15 protein-coding genes are annotated in these 14,463 nt (G+C 49.2%); 7 read left to right on the forward strand and 8 right to left on the reverse strand.

Annotated features, from left to right (window positions below):
- Window positions 1–467: 467 nt before the first annotated feature.
- Together Pan241w_RS19330 and Pan241w_RS19335 are read left to right on the forward strand one after the other, a co-directional pair.
- A complete protein-coding gene (locus Pan241w_RS19330) occupies window positions 468–1,541 on the forward strand; it encodes an NAD(P)/FAD-dependent oxidoreductase (protein ID WP_145219000.1) in 1,074 nt (357 codons plus the stop codon).
- Window positions 1,538–2,107, forward strand: coding sequence for a class I SAM-dependent methyltransferase (locus Pan241w_RS19335; protein WP_145219002.1), 570 nt, complete (start codon window positions 1,538–1,540; stop codon window positions 2,105–2,107). Before Pan241w_RS19330 ends, Pan241w_RS19335 begins: the two co-directional genes overlap by 4 nt.
- Before the next feature lie 7 nt (window positions 2,108–2,114).
- On the opposite strand, the gene Pan241w_RS19340 is transcribed toward Pan241w_RS19335, so the two are convergent.
- Window positions 2,115–2,357, reverse strand: coding sequence for a putative signal transducing protein (locus tag Pan241w_RS19340; protein ID WP_145219004.1), 243 nt, complete (start codon window positions 2,355–2,357; stop codon window positions 2,115–2,117).
- A gap of 307 nt (window positions 2,358–2,664) precedes the next feature.
- Between Pan241w_RS19340 and Pan241w_RS19345 the strand changes: the two genes are divergently transcribed.
- Both Pan241w_RS19345 and Pan241w_RS19350 read left to right on the forward strand, forming a co-directional pair.
- Window positions 2,665–3,882 carry a dipeptidase gene (locus Pan241w_RS19345; RefSeq protein ID WP_145219006.1) on the forward strand — a complete coding sequence of 406 codons (1,218 nt, stop codon included), beginning with the start codon at window positions 2,665–2,667 and terminating at the stop codon, window positions 3,880–3,882.
- Window positions 3,883–3,997: 115 nt separating this feature from the next.
- Window positions 3,998–4,471 carry a hypothetical protein gene (locus Pan241w_RS19350; protein ID WP_145219008.1) on the forward strand — a complete coding sequence of 158 codons (474 nt, stop codon included), beginning with the start codon at window positions 3,998–4,000 and terminating at the stop codon, window positions 4,469–4,471.
- On the opposite strand, the gene Pan241w_RS19355 is transcribed toward Pan241w_RS19350, so the two are convergent.
- From Pan241w_RS19355 to Pan241w_RS19370, 4 genes are all read right to left on the reverse strand, one after another.
- Complete coding sequence (locus tag Pan241w_RS19355; protein ID WP_145219010.1) at window positions 4,434–5,540, reverse strand: hypothetical protein; 1,107 nt, start codon at window positions 5,538–5,540, stop codon at window positions 4,434–4,436. The genes Pan241w_RS19350 and Pan241w_RS19355 overlap by 38 nt on opposite strands.
- A 176-nt stretch (window positions 5,541–5,716) precedes the next feature.
- A complete protein-coding gene (locus tag Pan241w_RS19360) occupies window positions 5,717–6,193 on the reverse strand; it encodes a hypothetical protein (RefSeq protein WP_198000027.1) in 477 nt (158 codons plus the stop codon).
- A 975-nt stretch (window positions 6,194–7,168) separates the two neighbouring features.
- On the reverse strand, window positions 7,169–8,170 hold the full coding sequence (locus Pan241w_RS19365; RefSeq protein ID WP_145219014.1) for a hypothetical protein: 1,002 nt from the start codon (window positions 8,168–8,170) through the stop codon (window positions 7,169–7,171).
- The gene (locus Pan241w_RS19370; protein ID WP_145219016.1) at window positions 8,167–8,493 is read right to left on the reverse strand and encodes a hypothetical protein; all 327 of its coding nucleotides are present in this window, start codon (window positions 8,491–8,493) and stop codon (window positions 8,167–8,169) included. Before Pan241w_RS19370 ends, Pan241w_RS19365 begins: the two co-directional genes overlap by 4 nt.
- A gap of 41 nt (window positions 8,494–8,534) precedes the next feature.
- Here Pan241w_RS19370 and Pan241w_RS19375 point away from each other — a divergent pair, with 41 nt between their 5' ends.
- Window positions 8,535–8,768 (forward strand): hypothetical protein, encoded by a 234-nt coding sequence (locus tag Pan241w_RS19375; RefSeq protein ID WP_145219018.1) that lies wholly within the window; start codon window positions 8,535–8,537, stop codon window positions 8,766–8,768.
- Window positions 8,769–8,887: 119 nt separating this feature from the next.
- Here Pan241w_RS19375 and Pan241w_RS19380 read toward each other — a convergent pair whose 3' ends face one another.
- The gene (locus Pan241w_RS19380; protein ID WP_198000028.1) at window positions 8,888–9,823 is read right to left on the reverse strand and encodes a YybH family protein; all 936 of its coding nucleotides are present in this window, start codon (window positions 9,821–9,823) and stop codon (window positions 8,888–8,890) included.
- A 471-nt stretch (window positions 9,824–10,294) separates the two neighbouring features.
- Between Pan241w_RS19380 and Pan241w_RS19385 the strand changes: the two genes are divergently transcribed.
- Window positions 10,295–10,561: a hypothetical protein gene (locus tag Pan241w_RS19385; protein ID WP_145219022.1), complete on the forward strand. Its 267-nt coding sequence runs from the start codon at window positions 10,295–10,297 to the stop codon at window positions 10,559–10,561.
- Between the two features lie 123 nt (window positions 10,562–10,684).
- Here Pan241w_RS19385 and folD read toward each other — a convergent pair whose 3' ends face one another.
- Together folD and Pan241w_RS19395 are read right to left on the reverse strand one after the other, a co-directional pair.
- A complete protein-coding gene (folD, locus tag Pan241w_RS19390; protein ID WP_145219024.1) occupies window positions 10,685–11,560 on the reverse strand; it encodes a bifunctional methylenetetrahydrofolate dehydrogenase/methenyltetrahydrofolate cyclohydrolase FolD in 876 nt (291 codons plus the stop codon).
- Between the two features lie 70 nt (window positions 11,561–11,630).
- Window positions 11,631–12,122, reverse strand: a complete 492-nt coding sequence (locus Pan241w_RS19395) for a phosphatidylglycerophosphatase A family protein (RefSeq protein ID WP_145219026.1) — start codon at window positions 12,120–12,122, stop codon at window positions 11,631–11,633.
- 325 nt (window positions 12,123–12,447) lie between these two features.
- Between Pan241w_RS19395 and Pan241w_RS19400 the strand changes: the two genes are divergently transcribed.
- On the forward strand, window positions 12,448–14,169 hold the full coding sequence (locus Pan241w_RS19400; protein WP_145219028.1) for an NADPH-dependent assimilatory sulfite reductase hemoprotein subunit: 1,722 nt from the start codon (window positions 12,448–12,450) through the stop codon (window positions 14,167–14,169).
- Window positions 14,170–14,463: the final 294 nt, after the last annotated feature.

A 14,463-nucleotide genomic window follows, 5' to 3' on the forward strand; every position in this document is an offset into this window, starting at 1 on the left:
GTCTAGGTTTTAGATCGAAAAAAGAGTTGTAGAGGAGTATCTTGAACTCCCTCAGTATCACCTACTACACAAAAAAGTAGAATTATTAATTTATGTAGAAGGTGGTCTTAATATATCTAAATACTCTCATTAATACACACTTGCGTAAACCTGATTTTATAAAAGGTTTTATAAAAAAGTCAATTTCGTCGCAAAATGCTCCCTTGTTTCGTTTCAGTTAAAATACGAATATTAACCAGTTTTTTATCACAGGTGAGAAAACGGCATTACAGGATCAGTCCCCCTGAACTCGCCCGGAATCCACATCCTTGTTCACAACTGATCTTTTATCCAAAATCTTGTACACAAAATAATACACTCCATTCGAAATTGAAAACGGCTCTGACTCAAGTTACCTTTTCGTCAAAGCGAACGAGGATTTCTGTCCCCGTCCTAATTTTGGTGATTTCAGCTAGAAAACCTGTCGTATGTCCCAGCAAACACAATTTGATTTGATCCTTGTGGGGCAGGGTCTGGCTGGTACGGCGCTGGGGTGGACGTTGCTGCACCGTGGCTATCAGGTATTAATTCTTGACCGTTGTGAATCGACCACTTCTTCCCAAATCGCGGCGGGACTGATCACGCCGATCACCGGATTGCGGCTGGTGGTTTCCTGGCGACTCGACGATTTTCTGCCGTTTGCGACCGACTTTTATCAGCAGATTGAACAAAAAACCGCTTCTCACTTTTTCGAACTCAAGCCGATGCTGCGACTGTTTGCTTCCGAACAGGAGCAGGACCAATATCGGCAGCGTTCACAAACGCACTTCCCGCAGTTGGTTTCTCAACCGCAACCACTGGCTGATGAAAGTGCGTTTGAGATGAGCCGGGGCGGCTTTGAAATGGCACAGGGAGGGCAGCTGGATGTGCCAACTTACCTGAGTGTCTCCCGCACGCACTTTTCCACACAGAATTGTTTTCTGAAAGCAGACCTCAATCCGGTCAGCGATGTCAAGTTTGAACCAGAGCGTGTGATTCTCCCTCGCTGGAATATCTCTGCTGATAGAATCATTTTTTGTGAAGGCATTCACGGTCAACAGAATCCCTGGTTTCAAAGCATCCCTTTTGAAGGAGCAAAAGGAGAAATCCTTACCTTGAAAATACCGGGACTGACAGAACGACGCGTAGTGCATCGAGGAGTCTGGCTGGCACATTGGAAAGAAGACCTGTATCGTGCCGGTTCGACTTATGATCGCGAACATCTTGACTGTGAACCAACGTCCGCCGGCCGCGAGGAAATCTGTGCGCGACTTTCCGAGTTTCTCAAACTCCCCTTCGAAGTCGTTGACCACCGGGCAGCCGTCCGACCGGTGATTCGGGGCCGCTTACCAATTATGGGCCTGCATCCCGCGCAGAACAAAGTCGGATTTTTTAACGGCTTCGCTTCGAAGGGAAGCCTGCAAACGCCTTGGATGGCGAATTATTTCGTCGACGTGCTGGAAGGCAAACAACCTTTAGACAAACAACTGGACCTTAGCCGCAAAGTCGATCTTACCCAATGACACGCTTAACCGACCGAGCTCACCAACTGATTGCTGCTGTGTTACAGCCGGGTGAAACTGCCGTTGATGCAACCGCAGGCAATGGGCACGACACGCTGTTTCTATGTCAGACCGTGGGTCCAGCGGGGCAGGTTTACGCGTTCGACATTCAACAGGTGGCGCTGAACCAAGCGGCTGAATTACTGCATCAATCCGGTTATACAAACTGTGAATTGGTTTGTTGTGATCACAGCTTACTTCGAGAGATGATACCTGAAGAGTACCAGGGACGCATTGGTGCGATCATGTTCAACCTGGGATATCTGCCTGGCGGAGATCATAGTCAAATCACACAGACAGACTCGACGCTGACTGCGATCGAAGCGGCACTGTTGTTGTTACGACCTGGCGGCATCCTGACCGTAATGGCGTATCCCGGTCACGCCGGGGGTGATTCAGAAATGACAGCGGTGGCAAAACGTTTCCGCCAACTGGAAGAGAGTCATTTTAAAATTGAAGTTATATTGGCGCGATCGGAATCGACCAGCGCACCACGGTTGCTTGTGGCACAAAAGCCGGAGAGTTAGCGGCAGACTACTCTTCTTCTGATGAATCTTCTGCAGATTCGGACGACTCGCGAATCTCTTCGATCACCTGACGGGCACGGTCCACATCGTTTGACATGACATCGACTTTGACTTCAAAGACTCCGGTATAACCTGCCTGAAGTTCATTTTCGAGCATGCAGCGTATTCCTTCCCCTTCCAGCGTCATTTTAATAAATTCCGCTTCCATCACGTTTGTGGTAGAATACACTGTTTCGAGGCTTTCGCTCATCGCTATTTTTCCTTAAGACAAACCGTCCATGTTATCGGATTCGATACATGGAGCGCTCAACAGTCAGTCAGTTATTCGTTTTGCATCTGATCAAGCTAACTGGAAACTCAATTTACTTCAATACTGTTTTCGGCACTTGAGGTCAGATCCCTGACAAAGAGACAGAGTCTCATTTGATGCTTGTAATCTAATATAGCTCGGCGATACTCTGAAAGACGGCGCCATTCCGTATTTTCCCGGAGAATAAAGGGACGTTATGAAATTCCACTCCTCATCCGTTACAATCAGGGCAAAACGTGTGCTTCTGATGCTTGCCTTCACCCTGTTCCTCGCTCCCGCTTCGCTACCGGCTGAAGATTTCCCCCGCAAACCAGTCGTCCTGACAGAACGTGCACGTAAGTTGCATCAACAATGCCTGGTAATTGACGGGCACAATGATCTCCCCTGGACGATGCGGCAAAAGGCGGCTTCTTCATTCAAACAGGCCGATATCTCGCAGCCTCAACCCAAGTTTCATACGGATATTCCCCGTCTCAAAACAGGAAATGTCGGCGCCCAGTTCTGGTCTGCATATGTTCCCTCTGAAACGCGACTCGAACGGCGTGCCGCCCATAATACACTGGAACAGATTGACCTGATTCATCGTATGATTAAGAGATATCCTGAAACATTCGAGATGGCATCCACGGCCGATGATATTGAACGAATTCACAAGTCGGGAAAAATTGCCTCAATGATCGGCGTGGAAGGCGGGCATTCGATTGAAAATTCGTTGTCTCTGCTGCGTGTGTTTTACGGGCTCGGCGTCCGCTACATGACCTTGACACATTCCGACTCGCTCGACTGGGCCGATTCAGCAACCGATGATGCGAAAAATAATGGACTCTCCCCATTCGGTGAAGAAGTCGTCCTCACCATGAATCGGCTGGGAATGCTGGTTGACATTTCACACGTTTCTCCGGAAACAATGGAGGACGTGCTGCGTGTGAGCAAGGCACCGATTATCGCATCACATTCTTCCGCGCGGGCGATTGCCGATCATGCACGGAACGTTCCCGATGAGATCCTGCTCAAAATCAAAGCGAACGATGGCGTGGTGATGGTGAATTACTTCTCTGGCTTCGTGGTTCCTGAATCGGCCCGGCAGATGACGGAAATGTTTAACGTCCGCCGCGAACTGAAGCAGAAATATCCAAATGAAACGGAATTCAACCGGGAATACAATCGCTGGAAAAGCAGCCACAAAATGAAACCGGGCACGATTCATGATGTCGTCGATCATATTGACCACATCGCGAAAGTCGCGGGTGTGGAACACGTGGGGATCGGCTCCGATTTCGACGGCGTTTCCTCATTGCCAAAGCAACTGGAAGATGTCTCCACCTACCCGCTGATCACCCAGGCGTTACTGGATCGGGGATACACGGATCAGCAGATCAAACAGATTATGGGACAGAATCTGATGCGCGTGTTACGAAAGGCAGAACAGGTTGCCAAACAGCTCCAGCAGCAACCGGCGGAATAACAGAAAGTACTGCTCGATTTTCATCTGAGTGCCGGCGCGACGGTTTTGTAAAATACACGCGTGAAAGAAATCAGCGCGTGCGCAAACCAAAACCGTTCTCAATTGAGGTATTCCGATGAGACGACAGAAACTCAGGTATCAACTGCTCCCCTTTGTTTTCCTTTCTATCACCGTCGGTAGTGACAGGCATCGTATGATTCGACGGGACCGGGTCAAGCTGGGTTGCGCCAATCTTTCGCCTCTGATCGCTTATCATATCTCTACGTACGCCTGTGATAGTGTGATGATGTCGTGCGAAGCGTCACAAAGCGTCGGTGCTCAAAGTGAAGCAGTCAGTGTCGGACGCGCAAAATGTGGCTCAAATAAGGGCTTTTTGATGATGTTGTTTTCGACAGGCTGTCGATATGCCAAGTATTTTGGGTCTCGTCTCGCGCGCGACTTTATCTCCGCATTGTCAAAATCGCCACCGGAGGGTCAAGACGTAAAAAATGCCCTGTTTCCAGGGCATTTCTTGAATTTTTGTGAAATTATCAAAGGGTTACTTGAATACGCTATGGCTTCGGTGCCACTAAAACCGGTTGCGCTGTGACAGGGGGTGCAGGTAGATTTTTCTGCATCTCCTGAACATTCTGCTGCTTCAGTTCTTTCAGATAATCCTGCAACAGTTGATACGTTTTTTGAAACTCCGAACGGTCTGTTATCAAATGGTACTTCGAATCCAGTTGAACCTGTTGATAATTTTTAACCACAGGTTCGAGTTCCGAGAGGGTAGGAGTGGTACCAGTCGAAGACAAACTTTCGGGCAGAGCCAGATAATCTTTCCACACATCATTTACTATCTGATCAAGTTCCTGATGCGCACTCAGCAAGGCATTTCTCAATTCGTCTTGAGTCAGTTCCTGCTGTGCCTGTCTGGCGGTCTCCTGATCCACGCGTAACATATCCCAGATTTCAGAAACGCCGTCACTAAAGTAGATAATCACCGTTGATTTATCTTTGGTCAAACTATCCAGACTGGTTTCCATCGTGATGGTATCTTCTTCGCCGATTTTCCAGGCCACGCGTTGTTTTGCTTCATCAATCGCGCCCTGAAGCGGCAATGAAATATTACCCTCTTTGTTGAAATAGGTACCAGCAATCGCACCATTTTTTCCGACTGCTAATTGAACCGTTACATCAACGTCTTTGGTTCCCTGCGGGACAATGGCGAACACACCGACGGGCATCCACTCAGCCGCATCTTCCGGCGGAGAAACACTCTCTGCAATCTGATCCGCCTGTGATTCGTAAACCGTGACAGGAGCGACTTGCACGCCGTCGTTATAAATATAACCATCACTCACTGAATAGTTATAGACGACGGGAGCCAGACTGTTATAGCCAATCCAGGCACTTAAACCGCCGAACGTCGTCCAGACCCAGGGACGGTAGCCATAGCGGCGATAATGATAGTAGGGATAGTATCCATATCCCCTGTAGCGGGAGCCATAACCATAACTTAATCCCAAGCCGTACCAGGGTCGGTAACCAGTCCAGTAACCGGGGCGATAATAATAGGACCTGTTCGCATTACCGTGTCGATGAGATCCGCCCCTTCGACTTCCTCCCGGTTTCAAGCCGGGACTGCGATGGGCATGATAATTTCCTCGTGGTCTCAAACCTGAGCTGCGACTGAAATTCTGGGTTCCAAACCCACTGCGACTTCCCCTCGGACTGAGGCCTGAACTGCGACCAACGTTCTGATTGTCAAACCCACTTCGGCCACTCCTGGGGCTCAGGCTGGGACTTCGACCAATGCTTCGGTTTCCTGATCCGCTGCGGCTTCCTCTCGGGCTCAAGCCTGGGCTTCGATCTCTGTTTCTTGAACCTGAGCTAAAGTTTGAGAAGTTTGATCGGGATCGGCTGCTGCTTCCGGAGCGGAACCCCGGATTGCTGGTCCTGTTTCGTAACTGTGATGAAATCGAATTGCTGGATGACCTCCTCTGACCGCTTCGGGATGAAGTACTCGCGCTCCCCGGCCGCATCGTTGATCTTGTAATTCGATTGGAAGACGATCTGCCTGATCGTGATGCACTCGCTGAGCGTGACGGGCTGATCGAGTACGAAGGAGCAATCCTGCGTGATGAGGAACTGCCGCGTGAAAACGAACTTCCCCTGGAGGATCTAGAACCCGAGTACCTGCTCGATCGACCACTGCTGCGAGACATACTCCCTGATGACCTTCCACTGTGATGACCACCGCCACCACGTGATATTCCACCTCGACTTCCGCCGCTACGACTTCCACCTCCACGGCCGCCGCGCTGGGCAAAGCAATCAAGTTCGCTGATAAACATTACCGCGAGTAATGTCATCATTAAAATCGTAAACTGTTTCATTTTTTTCACCTTTTCGATCAGTGAGAGAAAAACTGACCGGCCTGTTTCACGTGTATCACGAGAGGGTAAAGAGAGATCTGACCTGCTCGGATTCCACTGGTATCATTGTAGTCAACAATTCTGTTTTGGGAGGACCAAAAGAAAATTGCCCTGAATCATAACGAATGTTCTGCAAAAGCAGAGCAGTTGTCGCCGAGAACAGAAGCGTTTCGCATGCTGGATCTGACCAACAAACAGCCATCCCTCAATGTCTGTTTAAAATGACACAAATCTCATTCAACGAGTTTTGGACACAGGCTTCAGCCACGGGACGTTACTTTGCACTTCCCGCTCTGATTACCAATTTGAGGGCGTATTTGTCTGCAGGAGTAGCATCGACTAGCGAGACTCCGTCAATCAACAATCAACCTTGTGGGGCAAGGTGAACCGCACTGGCATAACCTGGCGGCTGTGTTTGAAGTTCATTAGAAACGACGTTCATCGCGAGAAAATATAACAAGCCGCATCAGATGGAGACGATGTTCTTGCCATTGTTCTCAAGCGCAGAGGTCGTCTAACAGTACTCTAGCTTAGTAACATTACGTGGGGCGCGTCCTGCTGAGCAGTCGAACAATCCTTGTCCTTCTCACGTATTCAAGATAGGAATTCAAATTGTGAAAGTCAACGTGAAGTAATCCCGTCTCACGATTCGGTGAACGAAACCCGAAATCGATCGGCGTGAGAAAGTCCTGAAAACAAAGGAAAAATCCCCTGATTTTACCGGGTAATTGAAAATCACAGAAATTGGCATTTTTCATCAGACACCTCTCAATTCAAGTTTGACAGGGACCAACAAAAAAAGTGCCCTGTTTCCAGGGCACTTTTGTGAGTTTCGGAAATTGAATCCGACTTGCCTCTGCTGAGACAGATCAACTGTTTGCTGGTGGCGGTGCCGGTACTTCGGGTTGCTGTTCCAGATCTTTGAGATAATCATTGAGCAATTGATAGGTTTTCTGGAATTCCGGACGTTTAGTCAGAACCTGATATTTGGAATCTGACTGAATCTGCTGATAGTGCTTGATCACGATTTCCAGTTCGGTTTTCGTAGGAATCGCCGTTTCAGAATACATGCTATCGGGCAAAGCCAGATAATCTTTCCAGGCATCATCCAGATTGCTTTCGAGTTCCTGATAAGAAGTCACTAACTGGCTCTTCAGATCTTCGTTGTGAATTTCCTGCTGTGCCAGCTTGGCGGTTTCTTCATCGATTCTCTGCATATTCCAGGTTTCCGAAACGCCTTCACTAAAGTAGATAATCACTTTCGATTGATCTTTTGTGAGACTGTCCAGTCCGGTTTCCATGGTGATGGCATCTTCTTCGCCAACTTTCCAGGCGACGCGTTGATTCTTTTCATCGATGGCACCTTTGAGAGGCAGCGTGATATCGCCGTCTTTCTTGTAATAGGTTCCCGCGACGGCACCATTTTTTCCGACTGCCAGCTGCACGGTGACATCGACTTCTTCGACTCCTTCAGGAAGGATCGCGAATACGCCAACAGACATCCATTCCGATGCATCATCGGGTGGTGGTACACTCTCTGCGATCTGGTCGGCCTGCGTTTCGTATTCACTCACGGAAGCGACCTGTACGCCGTCATTATAAACGTAGCCATCATTGACCGAGTAGTTGTAAATCACAGGTGTTGCCGCGCTATAACCAATCCAGGCTGCGACACCACCGAAGGTAGCCCAGGCCCAGGGGCGGTAGCCATATCTGTGATAGTGCTGGTACGGATTGTATCTGTACCCGGGACGATGGCCGTGCCAGTATCCGGGCGGGTAATAAGGTTTGTTTCCATAACCGGGTCGGTTTCCAGGAGGACGATTTCCCGGTGGTCGATTTCCGGGTGGCTTGCCACCGCCTGGTTTCAATCCGGGTTTTCCGCCGCCGGGGCGATTTCCATTTCCGGGGCGATTGCCGTCTCCTGGTCGATTGCCATTTCCAGGACGATTACCGTTCCCTGGTCGATTTCCGGGACCACTGCCCGGACGATCGCCTGGCTTGAGTCCTGGTTTTCCGCCACCGGGTCGATTTCCGCTACCAGGTCGATTTCCACTGCCCGGACGGTTTCCACCGCCGGGAGATAAGCCCGGGTTACTTCCACCGGGTTTGTTGCCTGGTTTTGTTCCTGGTCGGCTTCCGCTTCCCGGCCGACTTCCACTTCCGGGTCGTAAACCAGGATTCCCTGATCCACTTCCTGGTCTTGTTGATGGCCTTGAAGAACCGGGTTTTCGATTGGAAAAATCGAGCGTTTTGCCCGGCTTTGAAGCTGGTTTCGAAGGTCGTGATGAAGGCCTACTTGAAGACGGCCTGCTGAATGAACGTGAAGAACTGGGACGACTCATCGATGGACTACGTCTTGAAGACGAACCTCTGGAGGGAGCCGGACGCGCCGAACGTGATGCGCCACCTCGGCTGCCGCCACGGGAAGCGCCGCCACCTCGTCCACCGCCGCGACCTCCTCTCTGAGCAAAACAATCGAGCTCGCAGATAAACATCATCGCAAGGAAAGTCATCGTTACAGCAGTAATCTTTTTCATCAGTTCAGCCTGTTCAATCACGAAAGAGGAGGCATGTCATCAATTGAGTTATTTAGAGTCAAGTGCAGGTGGTAAGCGGACCACTTTTACTTGATCGATATCTGGTTCGTGTACGTTTCCGACTATTCGGTTTTCCGATTTCCAGAGAAAACTGTCTTCGTCGTTTTCTTTGAAAGTATAAGTGTTTGTTGCAGTCGCACGTGTGCCATCCTGGAGTACACCGACTTTCTGTACCACCCAGCGATTGCCTTGCTGCGACCAGTATCCTTCAGCCACTCCGCCGTCGGTATCGAAGGTCCAGCTTTTAATCTGTTTTCTGATCGGATCCCAGCCAACGCGTTGTGTCCCAGACAGGACAATGCGGCCTTTTAGATTGACTTTGAATTTGCGGAGAATGAAGTTTTTATTCTTACTCCAGACAGCTGAGGTATAGATGCTGGAAGAATCTTCCCGATCCACCCACTCTCCAATCATCCATTCCAGAGGCTTTAAATGTTCGTAGTTCGAAGGAACTTCTTCCGCTGACTCACGTACGGAAGTGAGTAACCACTTTCCATCTTTTTTAATACGAATCGCGGAGAAACGGCCGACGACCGGTTTTCCTTCGGGTGCAGGATCAACTTCCGAGGTGCCATCAATCAGCACAATATCAGGACGGAGAAAGCGAATGGAATTCGCATGCACTTTAATTTTTCGTCCGTAGCTGGAATGGAAATAGTTTTCGAATTCGGCATGAATCGCATCGCGGCCCACGTAATGCGTGCCGGTTTCATCGATGTAATCGCCGTCTTCATCCCACATTTCAGCGATCGCACTCGCATCGCGATGATTAAAGGCTTTCACAAACGCCTGATTCGCTGCTTTAAGAGCCACCAGTTCAGAAGTGGAGCCACCCGAGATCGTCGGCGGAGCGGAGTTCTCGGAAAATATATTGGCAGCGACTGAAAGAGAGAGAATCAGCGCGAGAGACACAGACAGCTTCATAACTTTGCTCCCCAACACAGACATCCGATTTCAAAATGCCTGAATTGCAGATGAATACGATGGGAGCCTCCTTTCAAATCCGCGCGAACAATCATTGTCCGGTCTACCTAGTCAAGATAGGTCTGTAATTTGTAGATGTCAACAAAAAGTAAGTAAGACGGCGAAAATAGACAAACAAACAGACATCTGCACGTTTTCTGTATCAATTGCAAAGAATCAGAGGTTCTTGATACGAAGATTTTAAAGTGGATACGCCGATTTTCAGGTTTTTGAATAATTTATGAATTCTTCAGAATTCTGTGGAATAAAGTAGTGAGATACAGCCTCTTATAGGCGATAGGGAGGTCTTGTTTGATTTTTGAGAACAGGCCTGAAAACAGGGTTTCCTTCAATAATTACTGAATCAAACCCGGTTTGTGAGATTCTCATACTTGCAAATCAGATATTCCATTGAGAAAACGGAGAACTGAGATGAAATTACTGTCGACACTTTTCACACTGTTGGGTCTGACACTGTTCGCAACTGGTTGCACCAAGCCTACTGAGCCACCAGCACCATCTGAAACCCCCGCTCCAGCTGAAACTCCTGAAACACCAGCTGCACCAGAAGGTGATGCCGCTAAACCAGAGGGCGATGCTGCTGCACCAGAAGGTGACGCTGCAAAACCTGAAGGCGATGCTGCTAAACCAGAAGAAGCAAAACCTGAAGCCAAGCCAGAAGAAAAGAAGTCTGAGTAATCTGCTTCTCCCTTCTTGTAAGGTATGAAATCAAAAAGCTCTCCTGAATCTTTCGGGAGAGCTTTTTTAATGTCTATTCCAACAGAAGAGATTCTCTCCTTCGCCTGGTCGATGAAGTTCGATTCAATCGGATAGCTTTCCAGTCAGAATCCGGGCAGCTGCTAATGTATTTTTCAAGAGCATGGCAATGGTCATCGGCCCGACTCCGCCGGGAACAGGCGTAATCGCTGAGGCAACTTCTTTCACGGATTCAAACGCGACATCACCGACGAGCTTTCCATCTACGCGATTGATGCCGACATCAATGACAATCGCACCAGGCTTGACCATGTCTGCAGTCACAAATTCGGGCTGACCAATGGCGGCGATAATGATATCGGCCGAGCGTACGATCTCTTTCAGATTCTGAGTACGACTGTGACAGATGGTAACGGTTGCATCAGCCCCAACACCACGCTGAATCAGCAGCATAGCCATCGGTTTTCCTACAATTTCACTACGTCCTAAAATGACCGCGTGCTTTCCCCCTGTCTCCATTTTGGTGGAGAGGATCATCTGCTGAATTCCATAAGGCGTGCAAGGCAGGTAACGAGGACGTCCCTGAACAATCAAACCAACGTTTTCAGGATGAAAAGCGTCGACGTCTTTCAATGGATTCACGATATCCAAAATCGCCGTTTCGTTGATGTGTTTTGGCAGCGGAAGTTGAACGAGGATCCCATGCACTTCTGGATCAGCATTCAATTGCTGCACTAGATCAATCAATTCGGCTTCAGTCGTTTCAGCGGGCAGCCGTTTCAGCGTACTTTGAATGCCCGCTTTTTCACAGGCGCGCTCTTTATTCCGAACATAGACGGCACTTGCCGGATCGTCACCGACCAGAATCGCCGTCAAATGCGGAACTACCTGCGATTCCGCTTTGAACTGCGCCACTTCCTGAGCGATCTGTTCACGAAACGAAGCGGAGAGGGCTTTGCCATCAATAATTTCTGCAGACACGCTGTCAATTCCTTGAATAAAACTTCCGAGATTGTCAGTTCGCCCACAACATAACGCATCAGCCGAAAATCTAAAACCACCCCAACAGAATTAATGTAAGGTAAAGGCAAATCGCGGCGTAAATGGCGGCCACATAGTCATCTGCCATGATGCCCCAGCCGCCATGAATCCGATCAAAATATCGAACCGGCCACGGCTTCCAGATGTCAAACAGACGGAACCAGAGAAAAGCAATCACCGAATACCATAAGAACCGCAGATCGATGGCCCGATCAAAGACAGGCAGCAACACGACCGTAAACGCGCCAATTTCATCAAAAACAATACAGCCAGGGTCGTCCAGGCCCAGAATTTTGGCGCCGCGATCACAGAGGTAAACGCCCACCAGAAACAGGACCACGGAGACCAGAAGATAAACGGGCAAGGAGAGATTGAGCCACAACATCCCTAAAACCAGCGGGGGTCCTAACAGGCTGCCGAATGTCCCGGGGACCTTGGGAATCAGGCCAATTCCCAGTCCGGTGGCGAACAGCAGAATAGATTGCTTTTTGAGGTTTCTCATTAATGATAGATATTCGACCAGCAAATTCTCTGCTGTGCAGGACGGAAAAAAGTCACTATTCAAGATAATCGAAGTCGTTTATACTCTACGCGGAAGCAATTTTCCCGGGTACAAATGAACAATTCACTTTTCTGAAGTGAGCTGTTCCTGTAGAGGTAAATCTCTACAATTCTGAGTGATCCAGTCTTTCAAAGTCATGAATAGTACCTGAACGACCAGAGATTGCCAATTGGATTCAAACTAAACCTACCCAGCCATTCAGAAACTCTTCCTGTGAAGCTGAACTCTGAATGTCATTACGACCATACCAACCAGGATTGAAGACATGACATCCCAAGAAGGCCCCAAGCTTTCCAAACTGGAACATCTCAAAGCAGGCAGCCGCCAGCTTCGTGGAACCATTGCTGAAGAACTATTGAATGACAGCGATGAGTTCACCGGCGATTCCACGCAGCTCTTGAAACACCACGGCACTTATCAGCAGGATAACCGTGATCTCAGAAAAGCCAAGAATCCGGACGGAACCCGCAAGGGAAAAGCGTATAGCTGCATGATCCGTACCCGGGTTCCCGGCGGTAAAGTCACCCCGGAACAATTCCTGGCCGAGTTGGATTTATGCGATCAATATGGCGACGGCACCGTGCGTTTGACAACACGTCAGGCATTCCAGTTGCACGGTGTGATTAAAGGCAACCTGCGTGCAGCCATTAAAGGAATCAATGACTCCAAGCTAACCACGCTGGCCGCCTGTGGTGACGTGAACCGAAACGTGATGGCATGCCCTGCCCCATACAAAAACAATCCGATCTTCGATTCGATGCAGGACATGGCATACGCGATCGCTGAGCATTTGCGACCGAAAACAACATCGTACTTCGATTTGTGGATCACGGACGAAGAAGGCAACAAGACTAACGCAGCAGAGTTCCAGCCGGTAGAAGAACCGATCTACGGCAAAACGTATCTGCCGCGTAAGTTCAAAATTGGCATCGCTCTGCCTGAAGACAACTGTGTTGATATTTTTACGCAGGACATTGGCCTGTTGGCGATTGTCGAAGACGATGCCATTATCGGCTACAACTTCTATGTCGGTGGCGGTATGGGAGTCACTCCCAGTAACAAGAAAACCTACCCTGCTCTCGGTAAACCTCTGGGCTTTGTTGAAAATGATCAGGTGCTCGCGGTTGCGGAAGCGGTCGTCAAAGTCCAACGCGATTTTGGTAACCGGGAAGACCGCAAACAGGCACGTATGAAATATCTGGTCGACAATCTGGGTATTGAAACGTTCCGGGAAAAAGTGGCCGAATATCTGGGTTCAGCGATCACAGCCCCCCGCGATGTGGAAGTCACGGGAATTGACGACCACATGGGCTGGCATGAACAGGGGGATGGCAAACTGTTCCTCGGCGTAAATATTGAAAATGGCCGGATCAAAGATGATGGAGACCTCAAGATTAAAACCGGTCTCCGCAAGATTCTGGAGACTTACGGGTTCAACTCACGTATCACTGCGAAACAGAGTGTCATCTTCTGTGATATTGATCCTGCGGATAAAGAGGACATTGAAAAGATTCTGGCAGACCATGGCATGAAACGCGCCGATGAACTCTCGGTAATTCGTCGCCTCTCAATGGCGTGCCCTGCCCTGCCGATGTGTGGCTTGTCGATTACCGAATCAGAACGCGTACTGCCGGATCTGATTACTGAGTTCGAGGAAGAACTGGAGAGACTGGGACTGCAGGACGAACAAATTTCAGTTAATATGACGGGCTGCCCGAATGGTTGTGCCCGCCCTTATGTTCCTGATATCGGACTGGTCGGAAAAGCGGTTGGTAAATACACGCTGTACCTGGGCGGCAACTCACTGGGAACTCGCCTGTCATTCGTCTATGACGATCTGGTTCCAATGGGGGAAATCACCAGCCGGCTCTCGCCTTTACTGGAATACTTCAAAGAAGCTCGTGAGGCTGGCGAATTGTTTGGCGATTTCTGTCATCGCATGGGCAAGGAAGCATTACAGGAAAAAGCAGGTCTGGCAGCGAAGTAACATTCGGCCCCGTTTTTTGCGATTTTACCGAACCTGATCCGAGCAAAGCTCCTCTATCATTTTGACAAAATCAATCCGGAACGGGTTGACCATGAGTGATTCAGCAGGTAGATTATCTGCACAAGAAGGCAGTCCTGCTGCCGAGACCAACGATCAATTGAGTTGAAAACCAAATGCAAATTCACAATCTGCTAAACCTGAGCCTACTACTAAACCTGCTATCCCAAGCCAGGTCCTAGGTTCTTTGTACGATTGTTAATCAAAAACAGCGAAACCCTGAGACCAGATTGGCCT

The organism is Gimesia alba, assembly GCF_007744675.1.
GTDB lineage: Bacteria > Planctomycetota > Planctomycetia > Planctomycetales > Planctomycetaceae > Gimesia > Gimesia alba.

What these genes read in the sequence shown, in the direction of transcription:
- Pan241w_RS19340 (WP_145219004.1), bottom strand. Translation starts at nt 2,357, where the DNA reads ATGAGCGAAAGCCTCGAAACAGTGTATTCTACCACAAACGTGATGGAA.
- Pan241w_RS19330 (WP_145219000.1), top strand. Translation starts at nt 468, where the DNA reads ATGTCCCAGCAAACACAATTTGATTTGATCCTTGTGGGGCAGGGTCTG.
- Pan241w_RS19345 (WP_145219006.1), top strand. Translation starts at nt 2,665, where the DNA reads ATGCTTGCCTTCACCCTGTTCCTCGCTCCCGCTTCGCTACCGGCTGAA.
- Pan241w_RS19385 (WP_145219022.1), top strand. Translation starts at nt 10,295, where the DNA reads ATGAAATTACTGTCGACACTTTTCACACTGTTGGGTCTGACACTGTTC.
- Pan241w_RS19335 (WP_145219002.1), top strand. Translation starts at nt 1,538, where the DNA reads ATGACACGCTTAACCGACCGAGCTCACCAACTGATTGCTGCTGTGTTA.
- Pan241w_RS19350 (WP_145219008.1), top strand. Translation starts at nt 3,998, where the DNA reads ATGAGACGACAGAAACTCAGGTATCAACTGCTCCCCTTTGTTTTCCTT.
- Pan241w_RS19380 (WP_198000028.1), bottom strand. Translation starts at nt 9,823, where the DNA reads ATGAAGCTGTCTGTGTCTCTCGCGCTGATTCTCTCTCTTTCAGTCGCT.
- Pan241w_RS19400 (WP_145219028.1), top strand. Translation starts at nt 12,448, where the DNA reads ATGACATCCCAAGAAGGCCCCAAGCTTTCCAAACTGGAACATCTCAAA.
- Pan241w_RS19395 (WP_145219026.1), bottom strand. Translation starts at nt 12,122, where the DNA reads ATGAGAAACCTCAAAAAGCAATCTATTCTGCTGTTCGCCACCGGACTG.